This window comes from Mycobacterium stomatepiae (genome assembly GCF_010731715.1).
Lineage (GTDB): Bacteria > Actinomycetota > Actinomycetes > Mycobacteriales > Mycobacteriaceae > Mycobacterium > Mycobacterium stomatepiae.
In genome coordinates this window covers 2,063,939-2,090,689 of the sequence record NZ_AP022587.1, presented here as the reverse complement: position 1 = coordinate 2,090,689, position 26,751 = coordinate 2,063,939, and the positions used below count along the sequence as shown (strand labels likewise).

27 protein-coding genes are annotated in these 26,751 nt (G+C 65.6%); 21 read left to right on the top strand and 6 right to left on the bottom strand.

Features of this window, described 5'->3' with window-relative positions; genetic code table 11:
- The 3 genes from G6N54_RS09890 to hypE are packed head-to-tail and all read left to right on the top strand — an operon-like array spanning window position 1 to window position 2,433.
- Entirely contained in the window at window positions 1-276 is a 276-nt protein-coding gene (locus G6N54_RS09890; protein ID WP_163789874.1) for a HypC/HybG/HupF family hydrogenase formation chaperone, read from the top strand.
- Window positions 273-1,373, top strand: coding sequence for a hydrogenase formation protein HypD (hypD, locus tag G6N54_RS09885; RefSeq protein ID WP_163789873.1), 1,101 nt, complete (start codon window positions 273-275; stop codon window positions 1,371-1,373). Before G6N54_RS09890 ends, hypD begins: the two co-directional genes overlap by 4 nt.
- Entirely contained in the window at window positions 1,366-2,433 is a 1,068-nt protein-coding gene (gene hypE / locus G6N54_RS09880) for a hydrogenase expression/formation protein HypE (protein WP_163789872.1), read from the top strand. The genes hypD and hypE overlap by 8 nt, the downstream gene beginning before the upstream one ends.
- Here hypE and G6N54_RS09875 read toward each other — a convergent pair.
- From G6N54_RS09875 to rpe, 3 genes are read right to left on the bottom strand one after another with little or no spacing between them, the layout of a single operon-like run.
- Window positions 2,390-2,731: an HAD family hydrolase gene (locus G6N54_RS09875; RefSeq protein ID WP_163789871.1), complete on the bottom strand. Its 342-nt coding sequence runs from the start codon at window positions 2,729-2,731 to the stop codon at window positions 2,390-2,392. The genes hypE and G6N54_RS09875 overlap by 44 nt on opposite strands.
- Before the next feature lie 3 nt (window positions 2,732-2,734).
- Complete coding sequence (gene tkt / locus G6N54_RS09870; protein ID WP_232073540.1) at window positions 2,735-4,795, bottom strand: transketolase; 2,061 nt, start codon at window positions 4,793-4,795, stop codon at window positions 2,735-2,737.
- The gene (rpe, locus tag G6N54_RS09865; RefSeq protein ID WP_163789870.1) at window positions 4,792-5,478 is read right to left on the bottom strand and encodes a ribulose-phosphate 3-epimerase; all 687 of its coding nucleotides are present in this window, start codon (window positions 5,476-5,478) and stop codon (window positions 4,792-4,794) included. Before rpe ends, tkt begins: the two co-directional genes overlap by 4 nt.
- 154 nt (window positions 5,479-5,632) lie before the next feature.
- Between rpe and G6N54_RS09860 the strand changes: the two genes are divergently transcribed.
- Together G6N54_RS09860 and G6N54_RS09855 are read left to right on the top strand one after the other, a co-directional pair.
- A complete protein-coding gene (locus G6N54_RS09860) occupies window positions 5,633-6,313 on the top strand; it encodes a response regulator (RefSeq protein WP_232073539.1) in 681 nt (226 codons plus the stop codon).
- Entirely contained in the window at window positions 6,310-7,521 is a 1,212-nt protein-coding gene (locus tag G6N54_RS09855; protein WP_232073538.1) for a GAF domain-containing sensor histidine kinase, read from the top strand. The genes G6N54_RS09860 and G6N54_RS09855 overlap by 4 nt, the downstream gene beginning before the upstream one ends.
- On the opposite strand, the gene G6N54_RS09850 is transcribed toward G6N54_RS09855, so the two are convergent.
- A complete protein-coding gene (locus G6N54_RS09850) occupies window positions 7,509-8,507 on the bottom strand; it encodes a class I fructose-bisphosphate aldolase (protein WP_163789869.1) in 999 nt (332 codons plus the stop codon). The two genes, G6N54_RS09855 and G6N54_RS09850, sit on opposite strands and share 13 nt — an antisense overlap.
- A gap of 170 nt (window positions 8,508-8,677) precedes the next feature.
- On the opposite strand from G6N54_RS09850, the gene G6N54_RS09845 reads away from it, so the two are divergent.
- Genes G6N54_RS09845 through G6N54_RS09830 form a run of 4 tightly spaced genes read left to right on the top strand, consistent with a single transcriptional unit; the run spans window position 8,678 to window position 12,387 of the window.
- Entirely contained in the window at window positions 8,678-10,108 is a 1,431-nt protein-coding gene (locus tag G6N54_RS09845) for a form I ribulose bisphosphate carboxylase large subunit (RefSeq protein ID WP_163789868.1), read from the top strand.
- Between the two features lie 13 nt (window positions 10,109-10,121).
- Window positions 10,122-10,547: a ribulose bisphosphate carboxylase small subunit gene (locus tag G6N54_RS09840; protein ID WP_163789867.1), complete on the top strand. Its 426-nt coding sequence runs from the start codon at window positions 10,122-10,124 to the stop codon at window positions 10,545-10,547.
- Window positions 10,544-11,488 carry a CbbX protein gene (cbbX, locus tag G6N54_RS09835; protein ID WP_232073537.1) on the top strand — a complete coding sequence of 315 codons (945 nt, stop codon included), beginning with the start codon at window positions 10,544-10,546 and terminating at the stop codon, window positions 11,486-11,488. The genes G6N54_RS09840 and cbbX overlap by 4 nt, the downstream gene beginning before the upstream one ends.
- Entirely contained in the window at window positions 11,485-12,387 is a 903-nt protein-coding gene (locus G6N54_RS09830; RefSeq protein WP_163789866.1) for a LysR family transcriptional regulator, read from the top strand. Before cbbX ends, G6N54_RS09830 begins: the two co-directional genes overlap by 4 nt.
- On the opposite strand, the gene G6N54_RS09825 is transcribed toward G6N54_RS09830, so the two are convergent.
- Window positions 12,384-13,445 (bottom strand): AraC family transcriptional regulator, encoded by a 1,062-nt coding sequence (locus G6N54_RS09825; RefSeq protein WP_163789865.1) that lies wholly within the window; start codon window positions 13,443-13,445, stop codon window positions 12,384-12,386. The genes G6N54_RS09830 and G6N54_RS09825 overlap by 4 nt on opposite strands.
- A gap of 257 nt (window positions 13,446-13,702) precedes the next feature.
- Here G6N54_RS09825 and G6N54_RS09820 point away from each other — a divergent pair, with 257 nt between their 5' ends.
- The 12 genes from G6N54_RS09820 (at window position 13,703) to G6N54_RS09770 (ending at window position 25,846) form a co-directional block, all read left to right on the top strand.
- Window positions 13,703-14,269: a DUF1641 domain-containing protein gene (locus tag G6N54_RS09820; RefSeq protein ID WP_163789864.1), complete on the top strand. Its 567-nt coding sequence runs from the start codon at window positions 13,703-13,705 to the stop codon at window positions 14,267-14,269.
- Between the two features lie 66 nt (window positions 14,270-14,335).
- Window positions 14,336-15,307 (top strand): NADH-quinone oxidoreductase subunit B family protein, encoded by a 972-nt coding sequence (locus tag G6N54_RS09815; protein WP_163789863.1) that lies wholly within the window; start codon window positions 14,336-14,338, stop codon window positions 15,305-15,307.
- Between the two features lie 52 nt (window positions 15,308-15,359).
- Window positions 15,360-16,967, top strand: coding sequence for a nickel-dependent hydrogenase large subunit (locus G6N54_RS09810; RefSeq protein ID WP_163789862.1), 1,608 nt, complete (start codon window positions 15,360-15,362; stop codon window positions 16,965-16,967).
- A gap of 23 nt (window positions 16,968-16,990) precedes the next feature.
- Entirely contained in the window at window positions 16,991-17,818 is an 828-nt protein-coding gene (locus G6N54_RS09805; RefSeq protein WP_179969192.1) for a hydrogenase maturation protease, read from the top strand.
- 5 nt (window positions 17,819-17,823) lie between these two features.
- Window positions 17,824-18,090 (top strand): hypothetical protein, encoded by a 267-nt coding sequence (locus tag G6N54_RS09800; protein ID WP_163789861.1) that lies wholly within the window; start codon window positions 17,824-17,826, stop codon window positions 18,088-18,090.
- A complete protein-coding gene (locus G6N54_RS09795) occupies window positions 18,087-19,334 on the top strand; it encodes a tetratricopeptide repeat protein (RefSeq protein ID WP_179969191.1) in 1,248 nt (415 codons plus the stop codon). Before G6N54_RS09800 ends, G6N54_RS09795 begins: the two co-directional genes overlap by 4 nt.
- The gene (locus G6N54_RS09790) at window positions 19,331-20,218 is read left to right on the top strand and encodes a NifU family protein (RefSeq protein ID WP_163789860.1); all 888 of its coding nucleotides are present in this window, start codon (window positions 19,331-19,333) and stop codon (window positions 20,216-20,218) included. The genes G6N54_RS09795 and G6N54_RS09790 overlap by 4 nt, the downstream gene beginning before the upstream one ends.
- Window positions 20,215-21,393 (top strand): NHL repeat-containing protein, encoded by a 1,179-nt coding sequence (locus tag G6N54_RS09785; protein WP_232073535.1) that lies wholly within the window; start codon window positions 20,215-20,217, stop codon window positions 21,391-21,393. Before G6N54_RS09790 ends, G6N54_RS09785 begins: the two co-directional genes overlap by 4 nt.
- Window positions 21,390-22,235 carry a hypothetical protein gene (locus G6N54_RS09780; protein WP_163789859.1) on the top strand — a complete coding sequence of 282 codons (846 nt, stop codon included), beginning with the start codon at window positions 21,390-21,392 and terminating at the stop codon, window positions 22,233-22,235. Before G6N54_RS09785 ends, G6N54_RS09780 begins: the two co-directional genes overlap by 4 nt.
- A 99-nt stretch (window positions 22,236-22,334) precedes the next feature.
- On the top strand, window positions 22,335-22,460 hold the full coding sequence (locus G6N54_RS31035) for a hypothetical protein (RefSeq protein WP_269475882.1): 126 nt from the start codon (window positions 22,335-22,337) through the stop codon (window positions 22,458-22,460).
- Between the two features lie 3 nt (window positions 22,461-22,463).
- Window positions 22,464-24,350, top strand: coding sequence for an NADH-quinone oxidoreductase subunit L (gene nuoL / locus G6N54_RS09775; RefSeq protein ID WP_163789858.1), 1,887 nt, complete (start codon window positions 22,464-22,466; stop codon window positions 24,348-24,350).
- Window positions 24,347-25,846: an NADH-quinone oxidoreductase subunit M gene (locus tag G6N54_RS09770; RefSeq protein ID WP_163789857.1), complete on the top strand. Its 1,500-nt coding sequence runs from the start codon at window positions 24,347-24,349 to the stop codon at window positions 25,844-25,846. The genes nuoL and G6N54_RS09770 overlap by 4 nt, the downstream gene beginning before the upstream one ends.
- On the opposite strand, the gene G6N54_RS09765 is transcribed toward G6N54_RS09770, so the two are convergent.
- Window positions 25,843-26,730 carry a phosphoribulokinase gene (locus tag G6N54_RS09765; protein ID WP_163789856.1) on the bottom strand — a complete coding sequence of 296 codons (888 nt, stop codon included), beginning with the start codon at window positions 26,728-26,730 and terminating at the stop codon, window positions 25,843-25,845. The genes G6N54_RS09770 and G6N54_RS09765 overlap by 4 nt on opposite strands.
- Between the last annotated feature and the right edge of the window lie 21 nt (window positions 26,731-26,751).

Sequence of the window (26,751 nt, the reverse complement as noted above, 5' to 3'; positions counted from 1 at the left end):
ATGTGTCTCGGAATTCCTGGCAAAGTCGTCGGCACCTGGGACGAGGCGGGGACGCGCATGTGCACCGTCGACTTCGGTGGCACCACCAAGACCGTGTGCCTGGCGTACCTGCCGGACATGCAAATCGGCGAATACACCATCGTGCACGCCGGTTTCGCCATCACCCGCCTCGACGAGGCGTCGGCGCAGGAGACCTTGCGGATGTTCAACGACCTCGGGGTTCTCGATGACGAATTGGCCGGTGACGAGGGTCAAGGCAGGAGGGAACCGGCATGAAGTATCTGGATGAATTCCGTGACCCGGTGGCCGCACACACCTTGGTCGACCACATCAAGAAGCGCGTCAGCAAAACCTGGACCATCATGGAAGTCTGTGGTGGGCAAACACATTCGATCATTCGCAACGGCATCGACCAATTGCTGGACGGTGCGGTGGAATTCATTCACGGTCCGGGATGCCCGGTATGCGTGACGCCGCTCGAGATGATCGACCGCGCGCTGGATATCGCGGCGCGCGAGGACGTGATCTTCTGCTCCTTCGGCGACATGTTGCGGGTGCCGGGCAGCAGTCAGGATTTGTTCGGTGTGCGCGCTCGCGGTGGCGACGTTCGAATCGTGTACTCGCCCTTGGATGCCACCCGGGTGGCCGCCGACAATCCCGACAAGCAGGTGGTGTTTTTCGGGGTCGGCTTCGAGACCACCGCGCCGGCTAACGCGATGGCGGTGGTGCACGCGCAGCGACTCGGGCTCACGAACTTCTCCATGCTGGTCTCGCACGTGTTGGTGCCTCCGGCCATGACGGCGATCTTGAGCTCGCCGACTAACCGGGTCGAGGCATTCCTGGCCGCCGGACACGTATGCACCGTGATGGGCACCGGCGAATACGGGCCGCTGGTCGACGAATTCCAGGTTCCGATCGTGGTCACCGGATTCGAGGCGCTGGATTTGCTCGAAGGCGTCCGGCAGGCTGTCGACCTCCTGGAGGCGGGCACGCCGCAACTGCGTAACGCCTACCCGCGCGCGGTGACCGCCGCGGGCAACGCGGTCGCCCAGCAGACCCTCGCGGACGTGTTCGTGGTGACCGATCGGCAGTGGCGCGGCATCGGCATGATCCCCAAGTCCGGGTGGGCGCTGTCGCCGAGGTACGCACAGTTCGATGCCGAATTGAAGTTCGGGGTTGGGCATTTGCGGGTGTCCGAATCGGCGGAGTGCCATAGTGGGGAAGTGCTGCAGGGTCTGCTGAAACCCAACGAGTGCCCGGCATTCGGCAAGTCGTGCACGCCGCGTACGCCGCTGGGCGCGACCATGGTGTCCAGCGAGGGCGCCTGTGCGGCCTACTACCAGTTCCGGCGGTTGGAAGCCGCTCATGCCTGAGCCACCGGTCGCCATCGACCCGGCCGATTGGGTTTGTCCGCTGCCGCTTCGTGAGACGAAGCGCATCGTGCTGGGCCACGGCGGCGGCGGTGTGCTCTCCGAGGAGCTGATCGAGAACCTGTTCCTGCCCGCCTTCGGCGGCGTGGCCGGTGCCGCGCGCGATTCGGCGTTGCTGGATATCGCGGGCGGGCGCATCGCGTTGACCACCGATTCGTATGTGGTCCACCCGCTGTTCTTTCCGGGTGGGAACATCGGTGACTTGGCGGTCAACGGCACGATCAACGATTTGGCGTGCAGCGGAGCCCAACCGGTCGCGCTGACCGCCGGGTTCATCCTGGAAGAAGGACTCGAGCTGGATGTGCTCGGCGCGGTCGCCGAAACCATGGGCAAGGCGGCCGCCAACGCCGGCGTGGGCATTGTCACCGGCGACACCAAGGTCGTCGCGAGCGGCGGTGCCGACCAGCTATTCGTCAATACCGCGGGGGTGGGTGTCGTTCCCCCGGGCGTGCACATTGGGCCCGAGCGGGTCCGCGCCGCAGACCATATCATCGTGTCGGGCAACGTGGGCGAGCATGGTGTGGCCATCATGAGTGTGCGCGAAGGTATCGATTTCGGCACCACCGTTACCACCGATAGCGCTCCGTTGCACCGGATGGTCGCGGCCATGCTCGACGCCGCAGGATCCGCGGTGCACGCGCTACGCGATCCCACCCGCGGCGGCCTTGTCGCCGCGGTCGTCGAAATCGCCCGTGCGGCGTCGGTCGGCATAGAACTCGATCAGGCGAAAGTCCCTATTCCCGAGGCGGTTTCGTCGGCCTGCTCGTTTCTCGGGCTAGATCCCCTGCAGGTGGCCAACGAGGGCAAGATGGTGGCGTTCGTCGATCCCGGCCATAGCGAAGCGGTACTGGCCGCGATGCGGACGCGCACCGAGGGCGCGAACGCGGCGATCATCGGTCGTGTCGTTGCCGAGCATCCCGGCATGGTGGTGGGCAAGACCCCATTTGGCACTACGCAGGTCATCGAACGTCAACTGGGTGAGCAACTTCCACGCATCTGCTAGTCCTTGGCGGCCCGCAGATCTCGCCGTTGAGAATGCGATCGGTGAACAGTGCTGTCTTGGTTTGGTGTATGTCGTAGGCCAACCGACCGGCGCGGCTGCCAAACCCCCTCTCCCGCAGGTCATATCTGATGCGGTGGCGGCCGCCCGCGATCGCCAGTAGCCGGCCGTATGCCTCGGGTGTCCAGTTGATGTTCAAACCGTGTTGGGCGAACGCGTCGTTGAACGCCAACCGATGACCGTTGCGTTCGGTATCGGCCAGCGTGCCGTCGACGTCGAAGACGACCGCCTCTAGCGCCACGAGTCATCCCGCTGCGATGCTGCGCAGCGCAGCGTCGAAGACGGCCGCCGCGGTCAGGCCCAGGTGCGCTGCCACCTCGGGACCCGGTCCGCTCTCGCCGAAGCGGTCGATGCCGATCACCGAGTCGCCTGGCCGCGCCAGCGCCCGCCAGCCGGTGGTCACGCCGGCCTCGATCCACACCACCGGCAGATCGGGCAGGGCGCTGCCGTCGGAGTCCAGCGCGGCCGCGATCCGTTCCCGCCACATCACCGAGATGACGATCGCCGATATCCCATGCTCGCTGAGTAACTCGGCAGCCTCGAGGGCTAAGGCGACCTCCGAGCCGCTGGCCGCCAGCACGATGTGGGCGGTGTCGGCCACCGGGCGGACCACGCGCATGCCGTATTGGCGGGTGTCGTCCAGACCGGCACCGCCCAACACCGGAAGGTCTTGGCGGCTCAGCACCAAAGCTGTTGGACCCGTGGTGTTCTCCGCCGTAATCTGCCACGCGAGCGCGGTCTCGGCGGCGTCCGCCGGACGCAACACGGTCAGGCCCGGAATGAGTCGAAGCGACTCCAGCTGTTCGACCGGCTGATGTGTGGGCCCGTCCTCGCCGACGTGTACCGAGTCATGGGTGAACACATACACCACCGGCAATTTCATCAGCGCCGAAAGTCGCAAAGCCGGGCGCAGGTAGTCGGCGAACACCAGAAAGGTACTTCCGAATGGACGCAGCCCGCCGTGCAATGCGATGCCGTTCATCACCGCCGCCATCGCGTGCTCGCGGATACCGAAATGAATCGTGCGGCCGCTGTAGTCCTCCGGCGTGATGTCACCGCCGGGGATCGCGGTGTTGGTCGAGGCGGCCAGGTCGGCGGACCCGCCGACCAGTCCCGGATAGACGGCCGCCAGCGCCGCCAGTGCCGAGCCGGATGCCTTGCGCGTCGCTGACTTTCCGCCCGACGCCAAACCGTCGGCCAGCGGCGTCAGCACCGATAGGTCGTCGGCGGTGGGAACCGTGTCGAGCGGGAAGTCCGCTGAGAGCTGCGGATGGTCAACTTGCCACGCGGCGTGTATCTGAGTCCACTGCGCCCGTGCCGTGGCACCTCGCGCGGCCGTCACGGCCGCGGTCGCGCTGACCGCAATGGGCACGTGGAAATGTGCGTCGGGCCAGTCCAGACGGGTGCGCATGGCGTGGAGCACTTCCGACCCCAATGGGCTCCCGTGGGCTTTCGAGGTCCCCTCGATGCCGGGCGCCCCGAAGCCGATGGTGGTGCCCACCCGGATGAACGTAGGCCTGCCGTCGCCGCGAACCGCCTCGGTGAACGCCTGGTCAAGTGCGGGCACGTCGTTGCCGTCGGGGACGCTGAGCACTCGCCAGCCATAGGCGGTGAACCGGCCCTCGACGTCGTCGGTGCAGCTCTGTGACGCCGGTCCGTCGATGGTGATGTCGTTGTCGTCGAAGATCACGATCAACTTGCCCAGCCGGAGGCGCCCGGCCAGCGACGCGGCCTCGTGGCTGATTCCCTCCATCAAGTCGCCGTCGCCGGCTAGCACCCAGGTGCGGTGGTCGACGACCGTGTGCTCGTCGGTGTTGCACCGTGCGGCCAGCATCCGTTCGGCCAACGCCATCCCGACAGCGTTGCTAAGCCCTTGTCCCAGTGGGCCCGTGGTTGTTTCGACCCCAGGGGTGTGACCGTACTCAGGGTGCCCGGGGGTTCGCGAGCCCAGTTGCCGGAACTTCCGCAGTTGGTCGATCGACAGGCCGTAACCGAACAGGTGCAGCAGGGCGTAGAGCAGCATCGAGCCGTGGCCGGCGGACAGCACGAAGCGGTCGCGGTCGGGCCAGCGCGGATCAGCGGGGTCGTGGCGCAGGTGCCGCGACCACAACGTCCAGGCGATCGCGCTGGTACCCAGCGGTAAGCCGGGATGTCCGCTGTTGGCGGCCTGCACACCATCGGCAGCGAGGAATCGCAGTGTGTTGATCGCTAGTCGGTCCAATTCGTCTGTGCTGGTGAGTGATTCGATCGCTTTAGGGATTAGTGCGACTTCCGGTGCGCTGGTCGTTCGTGGTGTGATGGTCACGGGGCCACCAGCCTTCCGCTCGCCTCGTAAACGGCTGTGCGCAGTGCGTTTACCCGGTCAGTCATGTTGGGCTCCGCGAACAGTGCCGAACCGGCGCAGAAGACGTCGGCCCCGGCCGCCGCGGCAGTGGCGATGGTGCGAGGCCCGATGCCGCCGTCCACTTCGAGCTCGATATTCATTCCGCGACGGTCGATTTCAGCTCGAGCGGCCGCGATCTTGGGTTCCATGCTGGTGAGATAGCGCTGGCCGCCGAATCCTGGGTTGACCGTCATGATGAGCAGCAGGTCGACGATGTCGAGCACGTCGAGGACCGCGCTCAACGGGGTGGCCGGATTGAGGGCAACACCGGCCCGGGCGCCGAGATCGCGGATGCTCGACAGGGTGCGGTGCAGGTGTCGACACGCCTCGGCATGGACGATCACGATTTCACAACCCGCCTCGATCACCCACCGCGGCAACATCGGATCGGGATCCTCGACCATCAGATGCGCCTCGAAATCGATTGCGGCGCGGTCGCGGCAGGCCGCGATCACGTCGGGACCGAAGGTCAGATTGGGGACGAACCGGCCGTCCATGACGTCCCATTGAATCCGGTCGACACCGGCGCGCTCGATCTCGGCAACGTCGCGGCCGAGTTCGGCGAAGTTTGCCGGCAGCACCGACGCGACCAACTTTGGTGTCATCAAAGCGATTCCTCCCTCTACTCTTGCCGGGACGTTACGGCGGCTTGCGGGAAGCCGAATCCCCCAACGCGGGGGAATACGGGGTGACGTTGTCACCGGCAATATGTGGGCAAAAGGAGGTGACGGCATTGGCGTCGCCAATTATCGTGTTCGCATGATGGCGGTCTCTGCGGTGCCGATTACCGGACCCATTCGAGTGGTATTGGTTGACGACCACGAAATGGTGATCGAGGGCCTTAAAGCGATGCTTGCCTCTTTTCGTAACCGGGTGCGGGTCGTAGGCCAGGCGGTCGGCGCCGAAAATGCGCTCCGAATCATCGAGAGTCTGCAACCCGACATCGTGCTCTGTGACGTCAGAATGCAGGGCGCCAGCGGTCTGGATCTGTGCCGTGACATCCGCGAACGCAACCCGGCGAGCAAGGTGATCCTGCTCTCGGTGTACGAGGACGAGCAGTACCTATTCCAGGCTCTCCGCGTCGGGGCATCCGGCTATCTGCTGAAGGGCATCAACAGCGACGAACTAGTGCGGCAACTGGAGTATGTCCAGAGCGGTTTGACCGCCATCGACGCCGGCCTGGCCGCGCGGGCCGCCGACACCGCCGCCCGGCTGCAGCGCGACGAATTCTGGCCGGGCGCGCGCCAGGGCCTGAGCCAGCGGGAAAGCGAAATCCTGTCGTTCGTGGTCGCTGGCCTGTCGAATCGGGGCATTGCCAGCAAACTCGTTATCGGCGACGAGACGGTCAAGAGCCACCTGCGCTCCATCTATCGCAAGCTCGGTGTCAGTGACCGCACCGCTGCGGTCGCGGTGGCGCTGCGCGAGGGGATCTACCAGTGACGGGATCGGTGCGGGGCCTGGTGGATGCCGACCGCGAGGTCGCACTGCTTCTCGACATCGTGGCCGCTACCGGCAGCGGCCCGGCGGTAGAGCCGGTGGCGGCGGCGGTCGCCCGGCTCATCACCGCGGCCACGGCGTCCGACGTGTGCTTCGTGCATGTCCTCGATGATTCCGGCGGGTCGTTGAGTCTGGCTGGCGCGACACCACCATTCGACGAATGCATCGGCCAGGTGCAGCTGCGGCTGGGCGAAGGAGTCTCGGGTTGGGTGGCCCAACACCGCGAACCCGTGGTCATCACCAGCGGGAAAGACGAAGACCCGCGCTATGTCCCGATCGCGGCATTGCGCGGCTCGGACTTCACCTCGATGGCATCGGTCCCGATGGAGACGGGGGTGGGCCGGCTCGTCGGCGTCCTCAATGTGCACACCGTGGCCCGCCGGGACTTCACCGACCGTGACATCCAGCTGTTGCTGGCGATTGGGCGGTTGACCGCCGGCGCGCTCGACCAAGCGCGGGTGCACCGGCAGTTGGCCGCGCGGGAACGGGTGCACGGCACCTTCGCCGAACAGGTGATCGCCGCGCAGGAATCCGAGCGCAGGCGATTGGCCGGCGACATTCACGACGGGATCTCTCAACGGCTGGTGAGCCTGAGCTACCGACTCGATGCGGCTGCCCACGCCGTCGAGACCGACGACAGCGCCGAAGCCACCGAACAGCTCGAAAAAGCGCGCGACTTAGTCGATCTCACGCTGGCAGAAGCTCGTTCGGCGATCGGCGGGCTCCGGCCACCTGTGCTGGACGACCTCGGTCTGGCCGGCGGGCTGGCCAGCTTGGTATCGACCATCCCGGAGGTAGACCTGGACCTGGAGTTGGCCGACGAGCGACTGCCCGAGCATGTTGAGGTGGCCTTGTACCGCATCGCGCAGGAATGCCTGCAGAACGTCGTGAAGCATTCCCGCGCGATGACTGGCACCGTGCGCTTTGCCGTCGAGGCGGATGTTGCCCGATTGGAGGTTGCCGACGACGGGATCGGCATCGACGGATTTGACCCGTCGTCCGTCCCGGCGCCCACCAGCTACGGCATGCTGTCGATGACAGAACGTTCCGAGCTGGTGGGCGGCCGATTGGTCGTGCGCTCGACGCCGGGATCGGGTACCACGGTCACGGTGACCGTCCCATTGCGCGGTGTCGCCGATCAGGCCGGCTGAAGCTCGTTTCGCAGACGCACGGCGGAGGCGTTCGCCGAGACGTGGCCGGACAGCGCCTGCTGTGCCGCGGCGATCCGTGTCTCATCACCGCCCCACGCGGCCAGTGCCGGTGACACCAAGGCCCTACCGAAGGAAAAGGTCAACGGCCATGGTGTGCGGTGCGCCTGCAGCGCCGTCAGGTTGCGGGTGGCCCGTGTCGGCGTCTGCCCTCCCGACAAAAACGCAACGCCGGCGAGTTCGGCCGGCCATGCGCGCAGCACTGAAACTGTGGCCGCGGCAATTTCTTCCGCGGTGGCCTGGGTGGGGTGATCTTCGCCTTCGATCACCATGTTGGGTTTGAGCACGATACCGGCCAGATCCACTTGTAAAAGGCCCAGCTGCTGGCGCACGGCGGCGTGCACCTCGGCGGTCACTTCGGCGCACCGGGCAAGACTGTGGTCGCCCGTCATCAGCACCTCAGGTTCGACGATCGGCACGATCCCCGCCTCCTGGCAGGCCGCCGCGTAGCGGGCCAGCGCATTCGCATTGCACGCGATGGCGCCCCAGCTGGGCGTGGTTTCGGTGATGGCAAAAACGGCCCGCCACTTGGCGAACGCCGCGCCCATCTCGGTGTAGCGGGCCAGCCGGGCGGGGAGCTCGTCCAGCCCCTCGGTCACCGTCTCTCCTGGTAGTCCCGGGCAGGGCTTGGCGCCGGTGTCGACCTTGATTCCGGGTAGGATCCCGAGTTCGCGGACGGCCTGGGCGAATGGACGCCCGTCGCTGAAGACCTGACCGAGGGTCTCCTCGCAGAAGATGATCCCGGAGACCCCGTCGGCCAGGCCGGGGGTGGTGGCAAGGATCTCGCGGTAGGTGCGGCGGCTGTCCGCGGTCGCGGTGACGCCGGCCTGTTCCAGCCGCGCGGACATCGTCCCGATGCTCTCATCGGCGGCGAGGATGCCCTTTCCGGGCGCCGTCATGGCTTGGGCGATCTGTCGGCACGTGCTCATCGGTGCTCCCTGTCTCTCGGTGTGCGCACACGGTAAGAGCAGCAGCGATGGTTCGGCGTCACCCGAATGGTGGAAGCGATGGGGGTAATTCAATACTTAACTATTTACCTAAGTATTAGCGGTCTATTATCGATAGACAGGTTGATTGTTGCGCTGACACCATTCGAGCCATGACTGAGAGATGGAACGCGGGAGTGATCCCGTACGCAGAGATGGGTTACTGGCAGCCGGATTACGAGCCGAAGGACACCGACGTCCTGTGCGCGTTCCGGATCACCCCGCAGGAGGGGGTGCCCCCCGAGGAGGCGGGCGCCGCCGTCGCTGGTGAGTCGAGCACGGCGACCTGGACGGTGGTCTGGACCGACCGGCTCACCACGTTCGAGCACTACCAGGCCAAGTGCTACCGGGTCGACGCGGTGCCCAACGCCCCGGGGCAGTGGATTGCCTGGATCGCCTACGACCTCGACCTGTTCGAGGAGGGCTCGATCGCCAATCTGACCAGCTCGATCATCGGCAATGTCTTCGGGTTCAAGCCGCTCAAGGCGCTGCGCTTGGAGGACATGCGGATCCCGACCCACTACGTCAAGACGTTTCAGGGTCCCGCCCACGGGATCGTGACCGAGCGCGAACACCTGAACAAATTCGGTCGGCCGCTGCTGGGTGCCACCACCAAGCCGAAGCTCGGCCTTTCCGCGCGCAACTACGGCCGGGTCGTGTACGAGGCGCTGCGCGGCGGATTGGATTTCACCAAGGACGACGAGAACATCAACTCACAACCATTCATGCGGTGGCGGGACCGCTTCCTGTTCTGCATGGAGGCGGTGAATCGGGCCCAGGCCGCGACCGGTGAAATCAAGGGCCACTACCTCAACGTCACCGCCGGAACCATGGAGGAGATGTACGAGCGGGCGGAGTTCGCCGCCGAGCTAGGTTCGGTGGTCGTCATGATCGACCTGACGATCGGTTACACCGCCATTCAGTCGATGGCGAAGTGGGCCCGCGACAACAGCGTCATCCTGCACCTGCATCGCGCGGGGCACGGGACCTACACCCGGCAGAAGAGTCACGGCGTGAGCTTCCGCGTCATCTCGAAGTGGATGCGGCTGGCCGGCGTCGACCATATCCACGCCGGAACGGTGGTCGGCAAGCTCGAAGGCGACCCCAACACCACAGCCGGCTTCTACGACACGTTGCGTCTGGACAGCGTGGCCGCCGACCCGGTCAAGGGCCTGTATTTCGACCAGGAGTGGGTGTCCATGCCGGGCGTCATGCCGGTCGCCTCCGGCGGTATCCACGCCGGTCAGATGCACCAGCTCATCCACTATCTGGGTGAGGACGTGGTGCTGCAGTTCGGTGGCGGCACGATCGGGCACCCGATGGGCATCGCCGCGGGAGCCGAGGCCAACCGCGTCGCGCTGGAGGCGATGATCAAGGCCCGCAACGAGGGCCGCGACTACTACAAGGAAGGTCCGGAGATCCTCAAGAAGGCCGCGTCGCGCAACCGCGCACTCGACACCGCGCTGGCCACCTGGGGCGACATCACCTTCAACTACGAATCCACCGATACCCCCGACGTCGTCGCGACGCCGACCCGGGTCTGAGAGGAGCGAGCGCATGCGAATCACCCAAGGCACGTTTTCCTACCTGCCCGACTTCACCGACCAGGAGATCACCGCGCAGATCGGCTATGCGCTCGAGCACGGTTGGCCGCTGTCGGTGGAGTTCACCGACGATCCGCATCCACGCAACACCTACTGGGAGATGTGGGGGCTGCCGATGTTCGACCTGAAGGACGCGGCCGGGGTGCTGCTCGAAGTCAACGCTTGCCGAGCGGCCAACCCGAACAGCTACGTCCGACTAAACGCCTACGACGCCAGCCTGGGCCGGCAGACCACGGCGTTCTCGTTCATCGTCAACCGGCCAGCCGAAGAGCCCGGGTTCCGGCTGGAGCGAGCCGAGCGGGCGAACCGCCAGATCGGCTACACCACCTACGCGTATGCGACGGCGCAGCCGGCCGGGCAGAGGTACGAATCACCGTGACCGCCTTTGGTTTCCCGCCCGGTGAGGTTGTCGACGAGACCGAGCCCGAGCCGCTGGGCCCGGACGCCGTCGTCGACCTGGCGGCGGCCCGGGCTGCCTCGGGCGTCGACGAGGTGCTGTCCGCCCTGGACAGCGAACTCGTGGGCCTGGAACCAGTGAAAACCCGCATCGCCGAAATCGCGGCCCTGCTGCTGGTCGACCGCATGCGGGAACGGTTCGGGGTCAGCGCCCCGCAGCCGACGCTGCACATGTCCTTTACTGGCAACCCCGGCACCGGCAAGACCACTGTCGCGATGCGGATGGCCGACCTGCTGCACCGGCTCGGCTACCTGCGTCGCGGTCATCTGGTCAGCGTGACCCGCGACGACCTCGTCGGCGAATACGTGGGCCACACCGCGCCCAAGACCAAGGACGTCATCAAGCGGGCGATGGGCGGCGTGCTGTTCATCGACGAGGCTTATTACCTCTACAAGGTCGAAAACGAACGTGACTACGGCGGCGAAGCGATCGAGATCCTGCTGCAGGTGATGGAGAACAATCGCGACGACCTGGTGGTGATTCTCGCCGGGTACGCGGACAAGATGGACCAGTTCTTCTCGGCCAACCCCGGGATGCAAAGCCGGATCGCCCACCACATCACGTTCCCGGACTACAGCATCGGGGAGCTCGAGGACATCGCTGGCCTGATGATCGCCGGCCTGGGATACCGGTTTTCCGAGGAAGCGCGCGGCGTGCTGCGCCAGTATCTTTGCCGGCGCCGTGACCAGCCATGGTTTGCCAATGCGCGCAGTGTGCGTAACGCGTTGGAGCGAGCTCGGCTGCGGCATGCGCGGCGGTTGTTGGAAAAGGCCGACACGAGCGTCGGTCTTACGGCGCTGACCACGATAGAGGCGGTAGATCTGTTGGCCAGTCGGGTGTTCGAGACACGGGAGACGGCATGACGACAAATGCGCGCCTGCGGGCGCTCGTTGAGGTCGCTGACACCGGCTCGGTGCGCGGCGCCGCCGAACGTCTGGTGGTCACCGAGTCGTCAATTTCCTCGGCCTTGCGGGCGCTGAGCAGCGACATCGGGATCACACTGGTCGACCGGCATGGTCGCGGGGTGCGGTTGACCCCGGCCGGGCTGCGGTACGTGGAATACGCGCGCCGCATCCTCGGCCTGCACGACGAGGCGATTCTGGCCGCGCGCGGCGAGGCGGATCCCGAAAACGGTTCGATCCGGTTGGCCGCGGTGACGTCGGCGGGAGAGTTGCTCATCCCGGCGGCGCTGGCGTCGTTTCGTGCTCGACATCCTGGCGTGGTGCTGCATGTCGAAGTTGCCGCGCGTGGCGCGCTGTGGCCGATGCTGTCGCGCCATGAAGTCGACCTGGTGTTCGCCGGCCGGCCGCCCGAGGAGCTGCGGTCGAAGGTCCGGGTCCGCGCGATCAGCCCGAACACGCTGATCGTCGTCGGGCGTCCGGAGGTCGCCGACGGCTTCGCGCCGGCGACGGCCACCTGGCTGTTGCGCGAGCAGGGCTCCGGCACCCGCTCGACGCTGATGACCCTGCTCGAGGAGCTCGGCGTCACGCCGCCGCAGTTGGTGCTTGGCTCGCACGGTGCGGTGGTGTCGGCGGCCGTCGCGGGGCTGGGCGTCACGCTGGTCTCGCGCCAGGCGGTGCAGCGCGAGCTCGACTCCGGTGCGTTGGTCGAGCTGCCCGTACCGGGCACGCCGGTCAAGCGGCCCTGGCATGTGGTCAGCCAACCCACACCGCCGATGGCCACCGAACTGCTCATCCAGCATCTGGTCTCGTATCCCGACCTCGGCTGGCGGCAGGTCAGCGCGGTGCGCCGGGCTTCCTAGCGCCGCAACGTGTCGGATGGCGCCTCGCCCCACCGCTTTCGGTACTCCACGGCAAAACTTCCGAGGTGGTTGAAGCCCCATCGCTCGGCGACCGCAGTGACGGTAATCCCGTCGGAGGGCATCGCGTCCATGAGCTCCTCGTGGACTCGCTCCAGCCGGCGCTCGCGAACGTAGGTCATCGGCGTCATGTTCAGCTCCTCGCGGAAGCCCTGCTGGATCGAGCGGACACTCATGTGGACCGCCTTGGCGAGTTCGTCCATCGTGATGCGTTCAGCGAGATGGTCGTCGATGAAGTTCATGGCGTCATGGACGACGACCCGTCGTGGATCTGGCTGCGCCGGCTGGAGAAATTCTTCGTGGTAATTGGACGGCTGCAGCTGCAGCAGGGTGCTCATCACCAGTTCCTCGATCGCACCGATACCCTGGCCCCGCTGGATCAGCGAGCCGGGGTGGAACACCTCGCTGTGAATGAGCTGAACCGCGGTGTGCCAACGCATCGCGGCCTCGCTGGCAAGGTCGAAATCGGGTTCGAACTCCAAGGGCCTGGTCAAGCTTCGGCCCAGCAACCGGGTGAGGTGGGCCGCCATAGCGCGCTGCTCGATCCGGATCAGCAGCTGCGGGGAGTCGTGGTCGAACTGTATCCGCAGCGCTTCGCCCGGGCTGGTCACTAGCGCGCGGATCGTGTTGGCTTCGAAGTTGCGGCCGCGGTGATCGACCAACGCACGTCCGTTCATGGGCATGTGCACGCCGAAGTACTGCCCGAGCACCGGAATGTCGATGGTGGCAGCGACATGCACGTCGAGGTACAGCATGCTGACGTTGCGCAGCCGCACGCCATGCATGGTCGCAGCAAACCCCGCGGCGTCGTCGGGTCCCACCTGCAACGACAGCGGCGCGAGCGCTTTGGCCATCAATCTCATGGCTTCGGTCGGGTTCTCGGTATAGAAGATTTCGTTGTCCGCCAGGGCGGGCGGGACGCCCCGCGAGCGCACCTTGCGCCGCACCGGATTCGCCGTCCGGCGGATATCGATGAACCCCAGACGGGTTAGCCGCGACACCGCGTATCGTCTGCTGGCTGCTCCGACGACGTGCCATCGAATTGTGAAGTGTCTATTAAATAATCGGTGGCGATCATGCAAGTCTCCTGCTAGCCGAGCGCGCGCCAACGCGTCTAACTCTTCGCAATCCTGACAGCTGTTGCGCGAAAGCGATAGGCAGAACGCGAACTGGCCGCTAGCTTTGTGATCGAGGCCACAGTCCGCTGTGGCTCTCTCGGAATCGGGGCACAGCCCACCCGATCCCTCAAGGAGGTGCCATGCCGGCAAACGCTCAAGTTGTCACGCTGTCCCCAGCGGACCAACTGCGCGACCGACTCGACGACCCTGCGGTTGCCGCGTCGCTGAACAACTTGCTCGACCATGCCGACCTGCTGGCGATCCTGCTGACCGGCCTCGACGGCTTCGTCCGCCGCGGTGACGCGATCAGCGAGACGTTGGCATCGGCGGTCGGCGAGTTGCGCGCGGGAGCGCGCGACTTCTCGGGCGCCAACTTGCCCAGTTTCGACGGCGTGGCATCCGAGCTGCGATCGGTCGACCTGCAGGCGCTCGCGGCCAGCTTGTCCGAACTGGCGTCGTCGCTGGTCACCGCGACACCGGCGTTGAACAAGATCCTGCAGTCGCCGCTGGTCGATCCGCGGGCCGTCGACGTGCTGGGGGAGTTGGGTCAAGCCCTCGTCGAGGGCAAGACCGCCGCCGCCGCGGACCCGGGAGGCCCCAAGGGGTTGTTCGGACTGTGGCGGGTCAGCAAGGACAAAGACGTCAACCGCGGTCTGGGCTTCCTGGTACAGGTGGCCCGGGCGTTCGGCAAGCGCCTCCCGCAGTAACAGACTTCCAGCCCACGATTACCAAATGCGGTCGCGCCCTCGACCGTCATTTCGAGAGGAGTTCCTATGGCATCCGTTTTATGGTTTCAAGGCGGGGCATGTAGCGGAAATACCATGTCATTTCTCAATGCCGAGGAACCGAATGTCGTCGATTTGATTGTCGATTTCGGTCTCGACTTATTGTGGCATCCGTCATTGGGGCTCGAACTCGGCAAAAATGCACAAAAGGTCTTTTGGGATTGCGCCAACGGCGACCGGCCGCTGGACATCTTCGTGTTCGAGGGCACGGTGATCGAGGCGCCCAACGGCACCGGCCGGATGGACATGTTCGCCGACCGTGCGATGAAGGACTGGGTCACCGACCTGGCGTCCGCCGCGCAGATCGTGGTGGCCATCGGTGACTGCGCGTGCTTCGGCGGCATCCCGGCGATGGAGCCCAACCCGTCCGCGTCGACCGGCCTGCAATTCCACAAGCGCGACAGGGGCGGGTTCCTCGGGCCCGACTTTCGGTCCAAGATGGGCCTGCCCGTAATCAACATTCCCGGTTGCCCGGCGCACCCGGACTGGATCACTCAGATCCTCGTCGCGTTGGCGACCGGCCGCGCCGGTGACATCACCCTCGACGAACTGCACCGACCCGAGACGTTCTTCAAGACTTTCACCCAAACCGGTTGCACCCGAGTGCAATTCTTCGAGTACAAGCAGTCGACGATGTCCTTCGGCGAGGGCACCCGGACAGGCTGCCTGTTCTACGAATTCGGCTGCCGCGGCCCGATGACGCACTCCCCGTGCAACCGGATCCTGTGGAACCGCCAGTCGTCGAAGACCCGCGCCGGCATGCCGTGTCTGGGCTGCACCGAACCGGAATTCCCGCACTTCGATCTGGCGCCGGGAACCGTGTTCAAGACGCAGAAGGTGTCCGGGATGATCCCGCGGGAAGTCCCGGAGGGCTCGGATCACCTGACCTACATGGCACACGCCGCGGCCGCCCGGATCGCCGCGCCGCAATGGTCCAAAGAAAACATGTTCGTCGTCTGACCGCCCCGCACGCCCACAGCCCAGGTAGTGCACCACATTTCAGGAGGAATACATGACTGCGCTCGACCTCTATGTCAGCCCATTGGGCCGCGTCGAGGGAGACCTCGACGTTCGCGTCACCGTTGAGGACGGCGTCGTCACGTCGGCCTGGACCGAGGCCGCGATGTTCCGGGGCTTCGAAATCATTCTGCGGGGCAAGGACCCCCAGGCCGGCCTCATCGTGTGCCCGCGCATCTGCGGCATCTGCGGTGGCAGCCACCTCTATAAGTCGGCGTACGCGTTGGACACCGCGTGGCGGACGCACATGCCGCACAACGCCACCCTGGTCCGCAACATCTGCCAGGCCTGCGAGACGCTGCAGTCGATCCCGCGCTACTTCTACGCGCTGTTCGCGATCGACCTGACCAACAAGAACTACGCGAAGTCCAAGCTCTACGACGAGGCCGTCCGCCGGTTCGCGCCCTACGTCGGCACCAGCTACCAACCGGGCGTGGTGCTTTCGGCGAAGCCGGTAGAGGTCTACGCGATCTTCGGCGGGCAGTGGCCGCACTCCAGCTTCATGGTGCCCGGCGGGGTGATGTGCGCGCCCACGCTGTCCGACGTCACCCGCTCGATCGCGATCCTCGAGCACTGGAAGGACAACTGGCTGGAGAAGCACTGGCTCGGCTGCACCATCGACCGCTGGCTGGAGAACAAGACCTGGGAAGACGTGCTGGCCTGGGTCGACGAGAACGAATCCCAATACAACAGCGATTGCGGCTTTTTCATCCGCTACTGCCTGGATGTGGGCCTGGACAAGTACGGCGCCGGCGTCGGCAACTACATCTCGACCGGTACCTACTTCGACCCGTCGCTCTATGAGAACCCGACCATCGCCGGGCGCAACGCCGCACTGATCGGCCGTTCCGGTGTGTACGCGAAGGGCCAGTGGTACGAGTTCGACCAGGCCAACGTCCGCGAGGACGTCACGCACTCGTTCTACGAGGGCAGCCGCCCGCTGCACCCCTTCGAAGGCGAGACGATTCCGATCGATCCCGAACAGGGTCGCAAGGACGGCAAATACAGCTGGGCCAAGTCGCCCCGCTACGCCGTGGGCAACCTGGGCAACATCCCGCTCGAGGCCGGCCCGTTGGCGCGCCGGATGGCGGCCGGCGGGCCCAACGCCGCAGCGCACCAGGACAATGACCCGCTGTTCGTCGACATCATGAACAAGATCGGGCCCAGTGTCATGGTCCGCCAGCTCGCCCGCATGCACGAGGGCCCGAAGTACTACAAGTGGGTCCGGGAGTGGCTCGACCAGCTCGACCTCAAGGAGAGCTTCTACTCCAAGCCGATCGAGCACGCCGAGGGCATGGGCTTCGGCTCCACCGAGGCGGCCCGTGGCGCGCTGTCCGACTGGATTGTGATCGAGGACAACAAGATCAAGAACTACCAGGTGGTCACGCCCACCGCCTGGAACATCGGCCCGCGGGACAGCGGACAGGTTCTCGGCCCGATCGAGAGCGCGCTGGTCGGTTCGCCGATCGTGGACGCCGAGGATCCGGTGGAACTCGGGCACGTGGCGCGCAGTTTCGACTCCTGCCTGGTGTGTACTGTGCACGCCTATGACGGCAAGACGGGTAAAGAGTTGTCCCAGTTCGTGATCAACGGCATGGTGTGATCCTGACTGCCTCTGATTGCGGTATGGCCAGCACCGGCGACGCGGTCGACCTGGAGACTCCAGGTTGTGAGGTGTTGGTGGTCGGCTGCGGCAACCTGTTGCGAGGTGACGACGGTGTCGGACCCGTTCTGGTCCGTCACCTTTGGGAACGCGGGGTCCCCGATGGGGCACGCCTGGTGGATGGCGGCACCGCGGGCATGGACGTGGCGTTCCAAATGCGCGGGGCCGAATCGGTGGTGATCATCGACGCGGCGGCGACCGGCTCCGCGCCGGGCACCATCTTCAAGGTGCCGGGCTCCGAGCTGGCGGACCTGCCGCCGCTGCAGGGTCTGCACACCCACTCGTTCCGTTGGGATCACGCCATCGCGTTCGCCCGTTGGGCGCTCGGCGAGGACTGCCCGACCGACATCACCGTCTACCTCGTCGAGGTGGCAGGCGTCGAGCTCGGCGCCGACCTGTCCGCACCGGTGCAGGCCGCGATGGAGCTGGTCATCGATCGGATCGAGGCCGACCACCTGGCCGCACTTCGACCGGCCGCGACCCCGGAGGCCACGGTCGAATTCACCGCCGACGGCTACCTGCGCCTGGATGCGGCGTTGGCGGCCAGCCGATTTCCCTCCGACGCAGTGGCCGCCGTGCTCCGCGACGGCGACCTGTGGCTGATCCCTTTGCGCGGCCCGCGCAGCGGGGGACTGCTGCTGAAGCAGCGCAACCCCGCGGGTGACCGATCGCTGCTTATCCGCGAGGTGGTCGCTGACCGCGCCGTTTCGGGCGTCGCTGGTGCATTCTGGGACGATGCAACCAAGTCGCTACGCATTCCGCTGGGGGGCCGGCGGGAGTCATCGGGGTGATTCTGATGGCTGAACCGCCGACGGACGGGGCGCAGCCGGAACGCCCGCCGACGGTGGTGCGGGCCGACAGCTCGGCCGACGAGGCGCTCGACGTGCAGACCGTCGTCGTCGAGGAATCCGGCCGCTGGTTCGTCGAGATCATCGTGGTGTTCGCCGACGGTGTGGTGCGAAAGCGGATCGACGGGCACTCCACCAAGCGGCGCGCCGAGTTGTCGGCCAACCTGATCAAGCGTGCTGCCGAACGCAATATCCGAGGACCACTCAATGGATGACCGCCATGACCGCCGCCGCTGAAATCGCCCTGGCCACCCGACCGCAAGCGCTCGGCGCGTTCCCGCTGCCGCTGGGGTACTTGCTGATTCCCGCTGGTATGGAGAACGACACAGTGCGCACGGCGCTGTTGAACGGGAACGAACCCGCGGCCTGGCCCGAGTCGCTGCGGGCCCTAGAGCTCGCCCACTCCGGTGACGTCGAGGCGGCGTTGGGACAACTGACCGCCGACGATCCCGTCAGTCGATACAACCGGTTCGTGCTGCAACCCGACGGCGTCGATGCCGACAAGCTACGTGCCGAGCTGGGTGACTTCGATGTCCTGGTGGACCTCGTGTTGTTCACGATCGGCCAGCGCGACACCCCGCCCGACGCCGACGGCAGAACTGGCGAGCTCGCCGCCGTCGCATTGTCCGCACAAGCCAGTTACCTGGTAGCGCAAGGGGATCCGGTGGCGGCAATCGCGCTGCTGGAACGGGCCGCCCAGTCCGCCACAGACCTATCGCCATGCCTGGAAGGCATGCTGATCGCGGCGGCCGGGTCGATCTGCCGCGACATCGACGACCCGTCGGCGCAGCCCCGCCTGGAACGGGCGTTGCGTCTACTGGATGGCGCCGACGGTCTTCGCATTGCCCGCGCGGAACTGCATCTGACCGTCGCGGGGCTGATACACGAACGCGCCCAGGACAATCCGGGGCTGCTGGCCCAGGCCATACCCCATTACCACTCCGCGCTACAGCTGGTGTTGCGGGAGGAGGCGCCGCTGCTGTGGGCCTCGGCCCACGCCAACCTGGCGACCGCGTACCTGACCATGCCGATGGTGGAGGCGTCCGGCCAGCTTCGTCTCGGGGTGGCCGCGCAATCGCTGCGTTCCGCGCTGAAGGTCTACACCCGCGAGAGTTACCCCGAACAGTGGGCGAGCGTTCAGCTGAACCTGGCGAATTCGCTGGTGTACACCCCGTCCAAGCATCAGGCCGACAATCTTGTCGAGGCGGTGGAACTGTATGAGGCGGTGCTCGCGGCCCGCGACCGCGACACCGACCCACTGGGTCGGGCCAGGGTGTTGGCCAACCAGGGCAACGCGCTGGCCCACCTCGGGATGTTCGACCAGGCCAAGGCCAAGCTCTACGAGGCGCGGTTCCTCTTCGAGGAGCAGCAGGACCACGAATCGGTGCGTGCGGTACGCGGTGTGCTGGACGAGATCGCAAGGCAAATCGCACTTTTGCGCTCCAAGGACGTCACATGACGGTGGTGTCGTCGAAGATTTCCGAGCCCGGGCTCGAAGAACTGGCCAAGCGGGTCGACGACGCGGTCGCGGCCTTGGCCGACCTCGACCCGAAGGCCCGCGCTGTGGCCGAAGAACTCAAGTCTGCCCTCGAGGCCGTGCATCGTGCGGGACTGGTCACCATCGTGCGCCGCATGCGCGAGGACGACGCCGCCCGGGCGATCCTGTTCGAGCTGGTCGACGATCCGATCGTGCACCTACTGTTGGCGCTGCACGAGATCATCCGGCCGGACCCGCTGACCCACGCCAACCGGGTGCTGGAGTCGGTTCGGCCCCAATTGCAAAGCCACGGAGGCGATGTCGCCCTGGTCCGGGTCGACGACGGTACCGCCTACGTGCGGCTGGAAGGTGCTTGCAACGGCTGTTCGATGTCGTCGGTGACCTTGCGCAACTTGGTCGAACAGGCCTTGGTGGAGGGCGTGCCGGCCATCTCGGCGGTCGAGGTGCTGCCCAACGAGCCGTCGCCGACACTGATCCCGATCGAGGCGCTGCGCATCGGTTCGGCCTCCAGTCGCGATGGGTGGGCGGTCGTCGGGCCCGCCACCGGTTTGATCGACGGCGAGTTGACGGTCTGCAGTCTGACGGCCGACTCGGGGGAGCGCGCGGAGGTGATCGTCGTCAGCGTCGACCATCGGTTGTCGGCATACCGTAACGAATGTGCGCATGAGGCAATGCCATTGGACAACGCCATCCTGGACGTGCACAACGGCACGCTCACCTGCCCGTGGCACGGCTTCTGCTATGACGCGTCCTCGGGTGAATGCCTCAGTGCCCCCGGAGCGCAACTCGAGCAGTTGCCGCTGCGCGTCGACAACGGAGACGTGTGGGTCCGAGTGCGCGGATGAGCCGCTACACGGTCCGGCGCAACATCACCGCCTTACCCCCGCGGGTCGAGCCGGTGGCCGATGTCGACCTCACCGGCGGATGGTCGCCGGACGTCTGGTTGGGCGCACCCGCGCCCGGCGGACTCGCGCTGCCTCCGGCGAAACCCACCATGGCGTGGATGTATTCGCCACGCGGGGTGTTCCTGGGTGACGATCACATGGTAGTCGCGGACTCCGGAAACCATCGGGTGCTGCTGTGGCACGGTGTCCCGACGGACGATGAGCAGCCGGCCGATGTGGTGCTCGGCCAGCCGGATGGCTCAACGGAAGGGCGCGCGGCGGGGCGCCGGGGACCCGAACGCGGGATGAACCTGCCGACGGGGGTTCTGCTGCATGATGGACGTCTCGTCGTCGCGGATGCCTGGCATCACCGCATCCTGATCTGGGACGGGGTCCCTGAGCACAGCGACACCGCCCCGGACATCGTGCTCGGACAGCCCGACGCGTCCGAGGTGGAACCCAATGCCGGCGCCGACTGCTCGGCCGGGTCGTTCTACTGGCCGTTCGGGATCGCGGTGATCGGCGGTGCATTCTGGGTGGCCGACACCGGTAATCGTCGGGTGCTGGGTTGGCACAACGGAATTCCCGAGCCCGGTCAGCTCGCCGACGTGGTGCTCGGTCAACCGGATGCCTCGCACCGGGAAGAGAACCGGGGTGAGAGTGCCGGCCCGGCCAGCTTCCGCTGGCCCCACGACATTGCCGGCCACGACGATCTGCTGCTGATCGCCGACGCGGGCAATCACCGCCTTCTGGGCTGGACACCTTCGCCGGCGTCCGACGGCCCCGCCGACGTCTTGATTGGCCAGCCGGATTTCAGTAGTTCGCAGGAATGGCCGTACGGTCCGCACACCGGCGATCGGTTCCGGTTCCCCTACGCGATCGGGCTAGAGGGCGATCGGTTGGCGGTGGCCGATACCGCCAACAACCGAATTCTGTTGTGGGAAGCGATTCCAACGGACCATCGCGCCGCCGATTATGTCTTGGCCCAGCCGCACTTCGGTGCCAACGGCGAAAACCGCTGGACCTCCGTGCAGCGCGACACCCTGTGCTGGCCATACGGCCTGTCGCTGTGCGGGGACCGACTGGCGGTCGCGGACTCGGGCAACAATCGCGTCGTGATTTGGCGGCGGCGGTGAGGCCCCGCATCGTTCAGGCCGACGGCCAGGTCGGGTTCTACTGGACCACCCCGGCCGGCGTGCCGACGTCGCTGCAGCGGCTGGTGGTCGACGACGACGAGGCCGATCGGCTGGTGGCCACGCACCTGGAAGCGCTGGATGATGCGTTGATTGGCGCAGCCGAGCGGTTCGGCGAAATACTCGGTGGCGGAAGGGCGCCGGCCGATACGGCCGAGCGTGACGATCTGGTCGACCTGCACCACGCGCTGGACCGGTTATGCCTGGAATACGCCGAGGCCGCCGAGTCGGCCGGCATCACACCGGACCTGCGCGCCGGCAAGATCATCGGGACGGCTGCGTTGTTTTCGATCTGCGCGCGGCAACCGTTGGGACTACTGGGCCCGGCACCGCTGGACGATCAACTCGACGAACCCAGCCTCGGCGTGGTCGGCGGCTTCGGGGAGATGCAGCAGGTGGATCCGGCACGCCCCTGGCTGGGCGGCCGCTGGGTGGTGCGAACGGAAGCGGGGCAACGGTTTCCGCTGACCTTGTCGATGTTGATGTTCGACAGTTCCGGCGTCAACAAAGACGCTGCCCGCCGTGAACACCTGGATGCGATTAAGTCCGTGGTCGCTGGATCGCACAGCGCCGGCGCGGATCCGCTCTCCGTCACCTGTGCACTGGACTGGCTGCTCTACGACTGGTTGATGGCGCATCGCGACGGACCCGACAGCGCGGAGATCGTCTTCCCCAAAGGCCATGAGGCCGACGCCACCGTGATCGTCGGGGCGGCAGCCGCTTCGGTGGCGGCCAGGGCGACGTTCGACCCGGGCCTGGTCGGCCCGGGAGCCCCGCGACGCTGACGCTTTCCCGCGGAATCACCTGAAGTATCCCCCGATTCGGGGTTCACCCGTGCGGCGGAAACGACAAGGCTGCAAGGCGTGGACGTCTATCTACTCCTCATGTTTGTGGCGGTTGTCGTGATGGCATTCGGCTGCGAGGTGGTGGTCGAGTTAGCCATCGCCCTGCTGCTCAGACGCAGCCCCCCGAGCGCCACTGTGGACGACGCCCCCGCGCTGAGGCCCTGACGCATGCCGCCAATGTTGTGGGTGCTGATTGCGTTGCCGTTGACCGGAGCGGCGGTGTTGCTGCTCGGTGGCAGACGCACCGACTCGTGGGGGCATCTGCTTGGGTGTGCCACCGTGCTGCTGTCTTTCGGCTGGGGGGCATGGCTTTTCGCTGATATGTTGCAGCGTGCCGCGTCAGACCGCGTGCTGCACGAGACATTGTTCAGCTGGATAAGGGTGTCGGCGCTGACTGTCGAATTCGGCCTGCAGCTGGACGCCTTGAGCGTGTGCTTTGTGCTGCTGATCACCGGCGTCGGAGCGTTGATCCACCTGTATTCCATCGGCTATATGCAGGACGATCCGGCGCGACGCCGATTCTTTGGCTATCTGAACCTGTTCGTAGCGGCGATGCTTCTGCTGGTGCTGGCCGACAACTATCTCGGGCTATATTTCGGTTGGGAGGGAGTCGGTTTGGCGTCCTACCTGCTCATCGGATTCTGGTCGCACAAGCCGGCGGCCGCGACCGCGGCCAAGAAGGCGTTCATCGTCAACCGAGTCGGCGATGTGGGGCTGGCGCTGGCGCTGATGATGATGTTCGCCCACTTCGGAACGTTCTCCTACGCTGGGGTATTCGGTAAGGCGGCGGCGTCGGCCACGTTGACCGTGATCGGATTGATGCTGCTATTGGCGGCATGCGGCAAGTCCGCTCAGGTCCCGTTGCAGTCGTGGCTTGGCGACGCGATGGAAGGACCGACACCGGTCAGCGCACTGATCCACGCCGCGACCATGGTTACCGCCGGGGTGTATTTGATAGTGCGCTCGGACCCGGTATTCGATGCGGCCCCCGTCGCGCGCACGGCGGTGACGATTGTCGGGGCGATCACGCTGTTGTTCGGCGCGATCATCGGCTGCGCCAAGGACGACATCAAGAAAGCACTAGCCGCGTCCACGATGTCGCAGATCGGCTACATGGTGCTGGCGGCCGGACTAGGTCCGGCCGGCTACCCGGTGGCGATCATGCACCTGCTCACCCACGGCTTCTTCAAAGCCGGATTGTTCCTGGGCGCCGGATCGGTGATGCACGGCATGAACGACGAGACGGACATGCGCCGCTACGGCGGACTGCGCTCGGCGATGCCGATCACCTTCGCCACGTTTGGGCTGGGTTATTTGGCGATCATCGGTATCCCGCCACTGGCCGGGTTCTTCTCCAAGGACGCGATCATCGAAACCGCCTTTGCGGCGGCAGGCGCCGGCGGCGTGGCGCTGGGCACCGTGACATTGGTGGGTGCCGGGATCACGGCGTTCTACATGACGCGGGTCATGGTCATGACCTTCTTGGGCGAACCGCGGTGGAAGCCGGGCACCCACCCGCGCGAGTCACCCGTCGTGATGACGGCACCGATGATCATGCTGGCGTTCGGGTCCCTCGGCGGCGGGGCCGCGCTCGCGATCGGCGGCACCCTGACACGCTGGCTGCAGCCCGTGACCAACCCAGCTGGCTCGGCAGAGCCTCACCTTGACGCGCCCGGTTGGGTGCTTACGGTCCTCACCTTGGCCGTCGTCGCGGCCGGGGCCGCAATCGGCTACCGCAGCTACGCGATTCGGCCGGTGAAAACCGTTGCCTCCGAATGGGTGTCGGCCGCGGTCGTCGCCGCCCGTCGTGACCTCTTCGGCGACAGCCTGAACGAGGCGGCGTTCATGCGACCTGGTCAACGCCTGTCGCGCAACCTCGTCGACGTGGAACGCTCGCGTATCGACGCCGCGGTCGAAGGCCTCGCGCTGCTCGTCGGTGCCGGCTCGACGCAGATCCGGAGGATCCAGACCGGATTCGCACGCTCCTATGCGTTGGCGATCTTCCTGGGCGCCACCGGGCTGCTGGTGAGTTTCTTTGCGGGGAGCCCGTCATGACCCAGTTGCCGTTGGTCAGCGCATTGTGGCTGACTCCCTTGGCGGGAGCGTGTGTTGTGCGGGCGGTGCCGGTCCGCCGGCGCACCGCGGCGAAATACACTGCCGTCGGGGTCTCGATAATTGTCCTCGCACTCGCCGGCCTGCTGCTCGTGAGCTTCGATCGGATCAATCCGGGCTACCAGCTTGTCGAAAGCCACTCCTGGATCCGCTCTTTCGGAGCAGGATATATCGTTGGCGTCGACGGGGTCGCCATGGTTCTCGTGGTCCTGACCGCCGTACTCGTGCCGCTGTTGCTGATCGCCGGATGGAACGATGCCGAACGGCCTCATGGCTACCTGGCGCTGATGCTGGCGGTCGAGTCGATGATGCTCATCTGCCTGGTAGCGCTGGACGTCCTATTGTTTTTCGTGTTCTTCGAAGCGATGCTGATTCCGATGTTCTTCCTCGTCGGTCGATACGGGGGAGCGGGTGCTCCCCGGGCGGCGCTGAAGTTTCTGCTGTACAGCCTGTTTGGCGGACTGCTCATGCTGGCCGCGCTGATCCGGCTCAATCTCGCGTCGGCCGGAACCTTCGACTTCCGCGCCATTGTCGCCGCGGTGTCCTCGGGCACCGGCAGTGCGAATCCGGTCGTCATGCACTTTTTGTTTCTCGGGTTCATGGTCGCGTTCGCTATCAAGGCGCCGCTGTGGCCGCTGCACACGTGGTTGCCGGGGGTGGCCGCCGAGGCGACACCGGCGACCGCGGTGTTGATGATGGCTGTGGTCGACAAGATCGGCACTTTCGGCATGCTCCATTACTGCCTGAAACTCTTTCCTGACAGCGCAATTCTTTTTCGGCCGTTCATTGTTGCGCTTGCCGTCATCGCGATTATCTACGGTGCGCTGGTCGCCATCGGGCAGATCGACATCCTGGGCGTGATCGCCTATGCGTCGATCAGCCATTTCGGATTCATCGTCCTGGGAATCTTCGTGATGACAGAACAGAGTCAATCCGGCGCGACGCTGTACATGGTCAATCACGGTCTGGCGACCGCCGCACTGTTTTTGATCGCCGGATTTCTGGTGTCCCGCAAAGGTACCCGTCTGATCGCGGCATATGGCGGAGTGCAGCAGGTCGCCCCGGTGCTCGCCGGAACATTCCTGATCGCGGGCCTGGCTTCACTGGCTCTACCCGGGCTGGCGCCCTTCGTCAGTGAGTTTCTGGTGTTGGTCGGCACATTCACCCGGTACCCGGTTTCCGCGGTGTTGGCGGCGAGTGCGCTGGTGCTCTTGGCGATTTACGTCCTGTGGCTCTACCAGCGCGTGATGACGGGCCCCAGAAAGCAGGGTGATGCCGCGCTACGTGATTTGCGGCCCCGTGAACTAGCCGTTGTCGTGCCGTTGCTTGCGTTGCTCGTCATTCTGGGTGTGTATCCGAAACCGGCTCTGGATGTTATCAATCCGGCGATCGGACGCGCAGTGACCGAGTCGGTATCGCCGGCATCGTTGCGGGGTTAGCGCGCGCCCGCCAGCTGCGCTTGGCGGAGTTCCAGCAGGCGCAGCACCATCGGTGTGAAGATCAGCTGCATGGCCAGATCCATCTTGCCCCCGGGGCACACGATCGTGTTGGGGCGCGACATGAACGAATCATGCAACATGGCAAGCAGATACGGAAAATCGATACCGTGCGGGTCACGGAATCGGATTATCAGCATTGACTCATCGGCCGTAGGTATCGACCGGGCGATGAACGGGTTGGATGTATCGACGACCGGCACCCGCTGGAAGTTGACGTCGGTATGTGAGAACTGGGTGCACATGTAGTTCAGATAGTCGGGCATCCGCCGCAAAATGGTGTCGGTCACGGCTTCTGAGGTGTACCCACGGGAGACCTTGTCGCGGTGCAACTTCTGGATCCATTCGAGGTTGATCACCGGCACCACGCCGATGCGCAGATCGGCATGGGCCGCGACGTCCACGTCGTCGGTCACGATAGCGCCGTGTAGCCCCTCGTAGAAAAGCATGTCCGTGTCTTCGGGGATCTCCTCCCACGGCGTGAAGGTACCGGGTTCCTGCCCATAGGGTTCGGCCTCCTTCTCGTCATGCAGGTAGCGCCGCACCTTGCCGGTACCGGTCTCACCGTACGTCTCAAAGAGGCTTTGCAGATCGTCGAACAGGTTAGCCTCCGGACCGAAATGGCTGAAGGTGTGATCGCCGCGCGCGTGAGCATCGGCGATCGCCGCCTTCATCGCGACTCGGTCGTATCGGTGGAAGCTATCGCCCTCGACAAACGCGACATTGATGCCTTCGCGGCGGAAGATCTGGTCGAAAGTCCGCATGACGGAGGTCGTCCCCGCCCCAGAGGATCCGGTAACCGAAATGATCGGATGCAGACGCGACATATGTTTCCTCCAAGCATGATT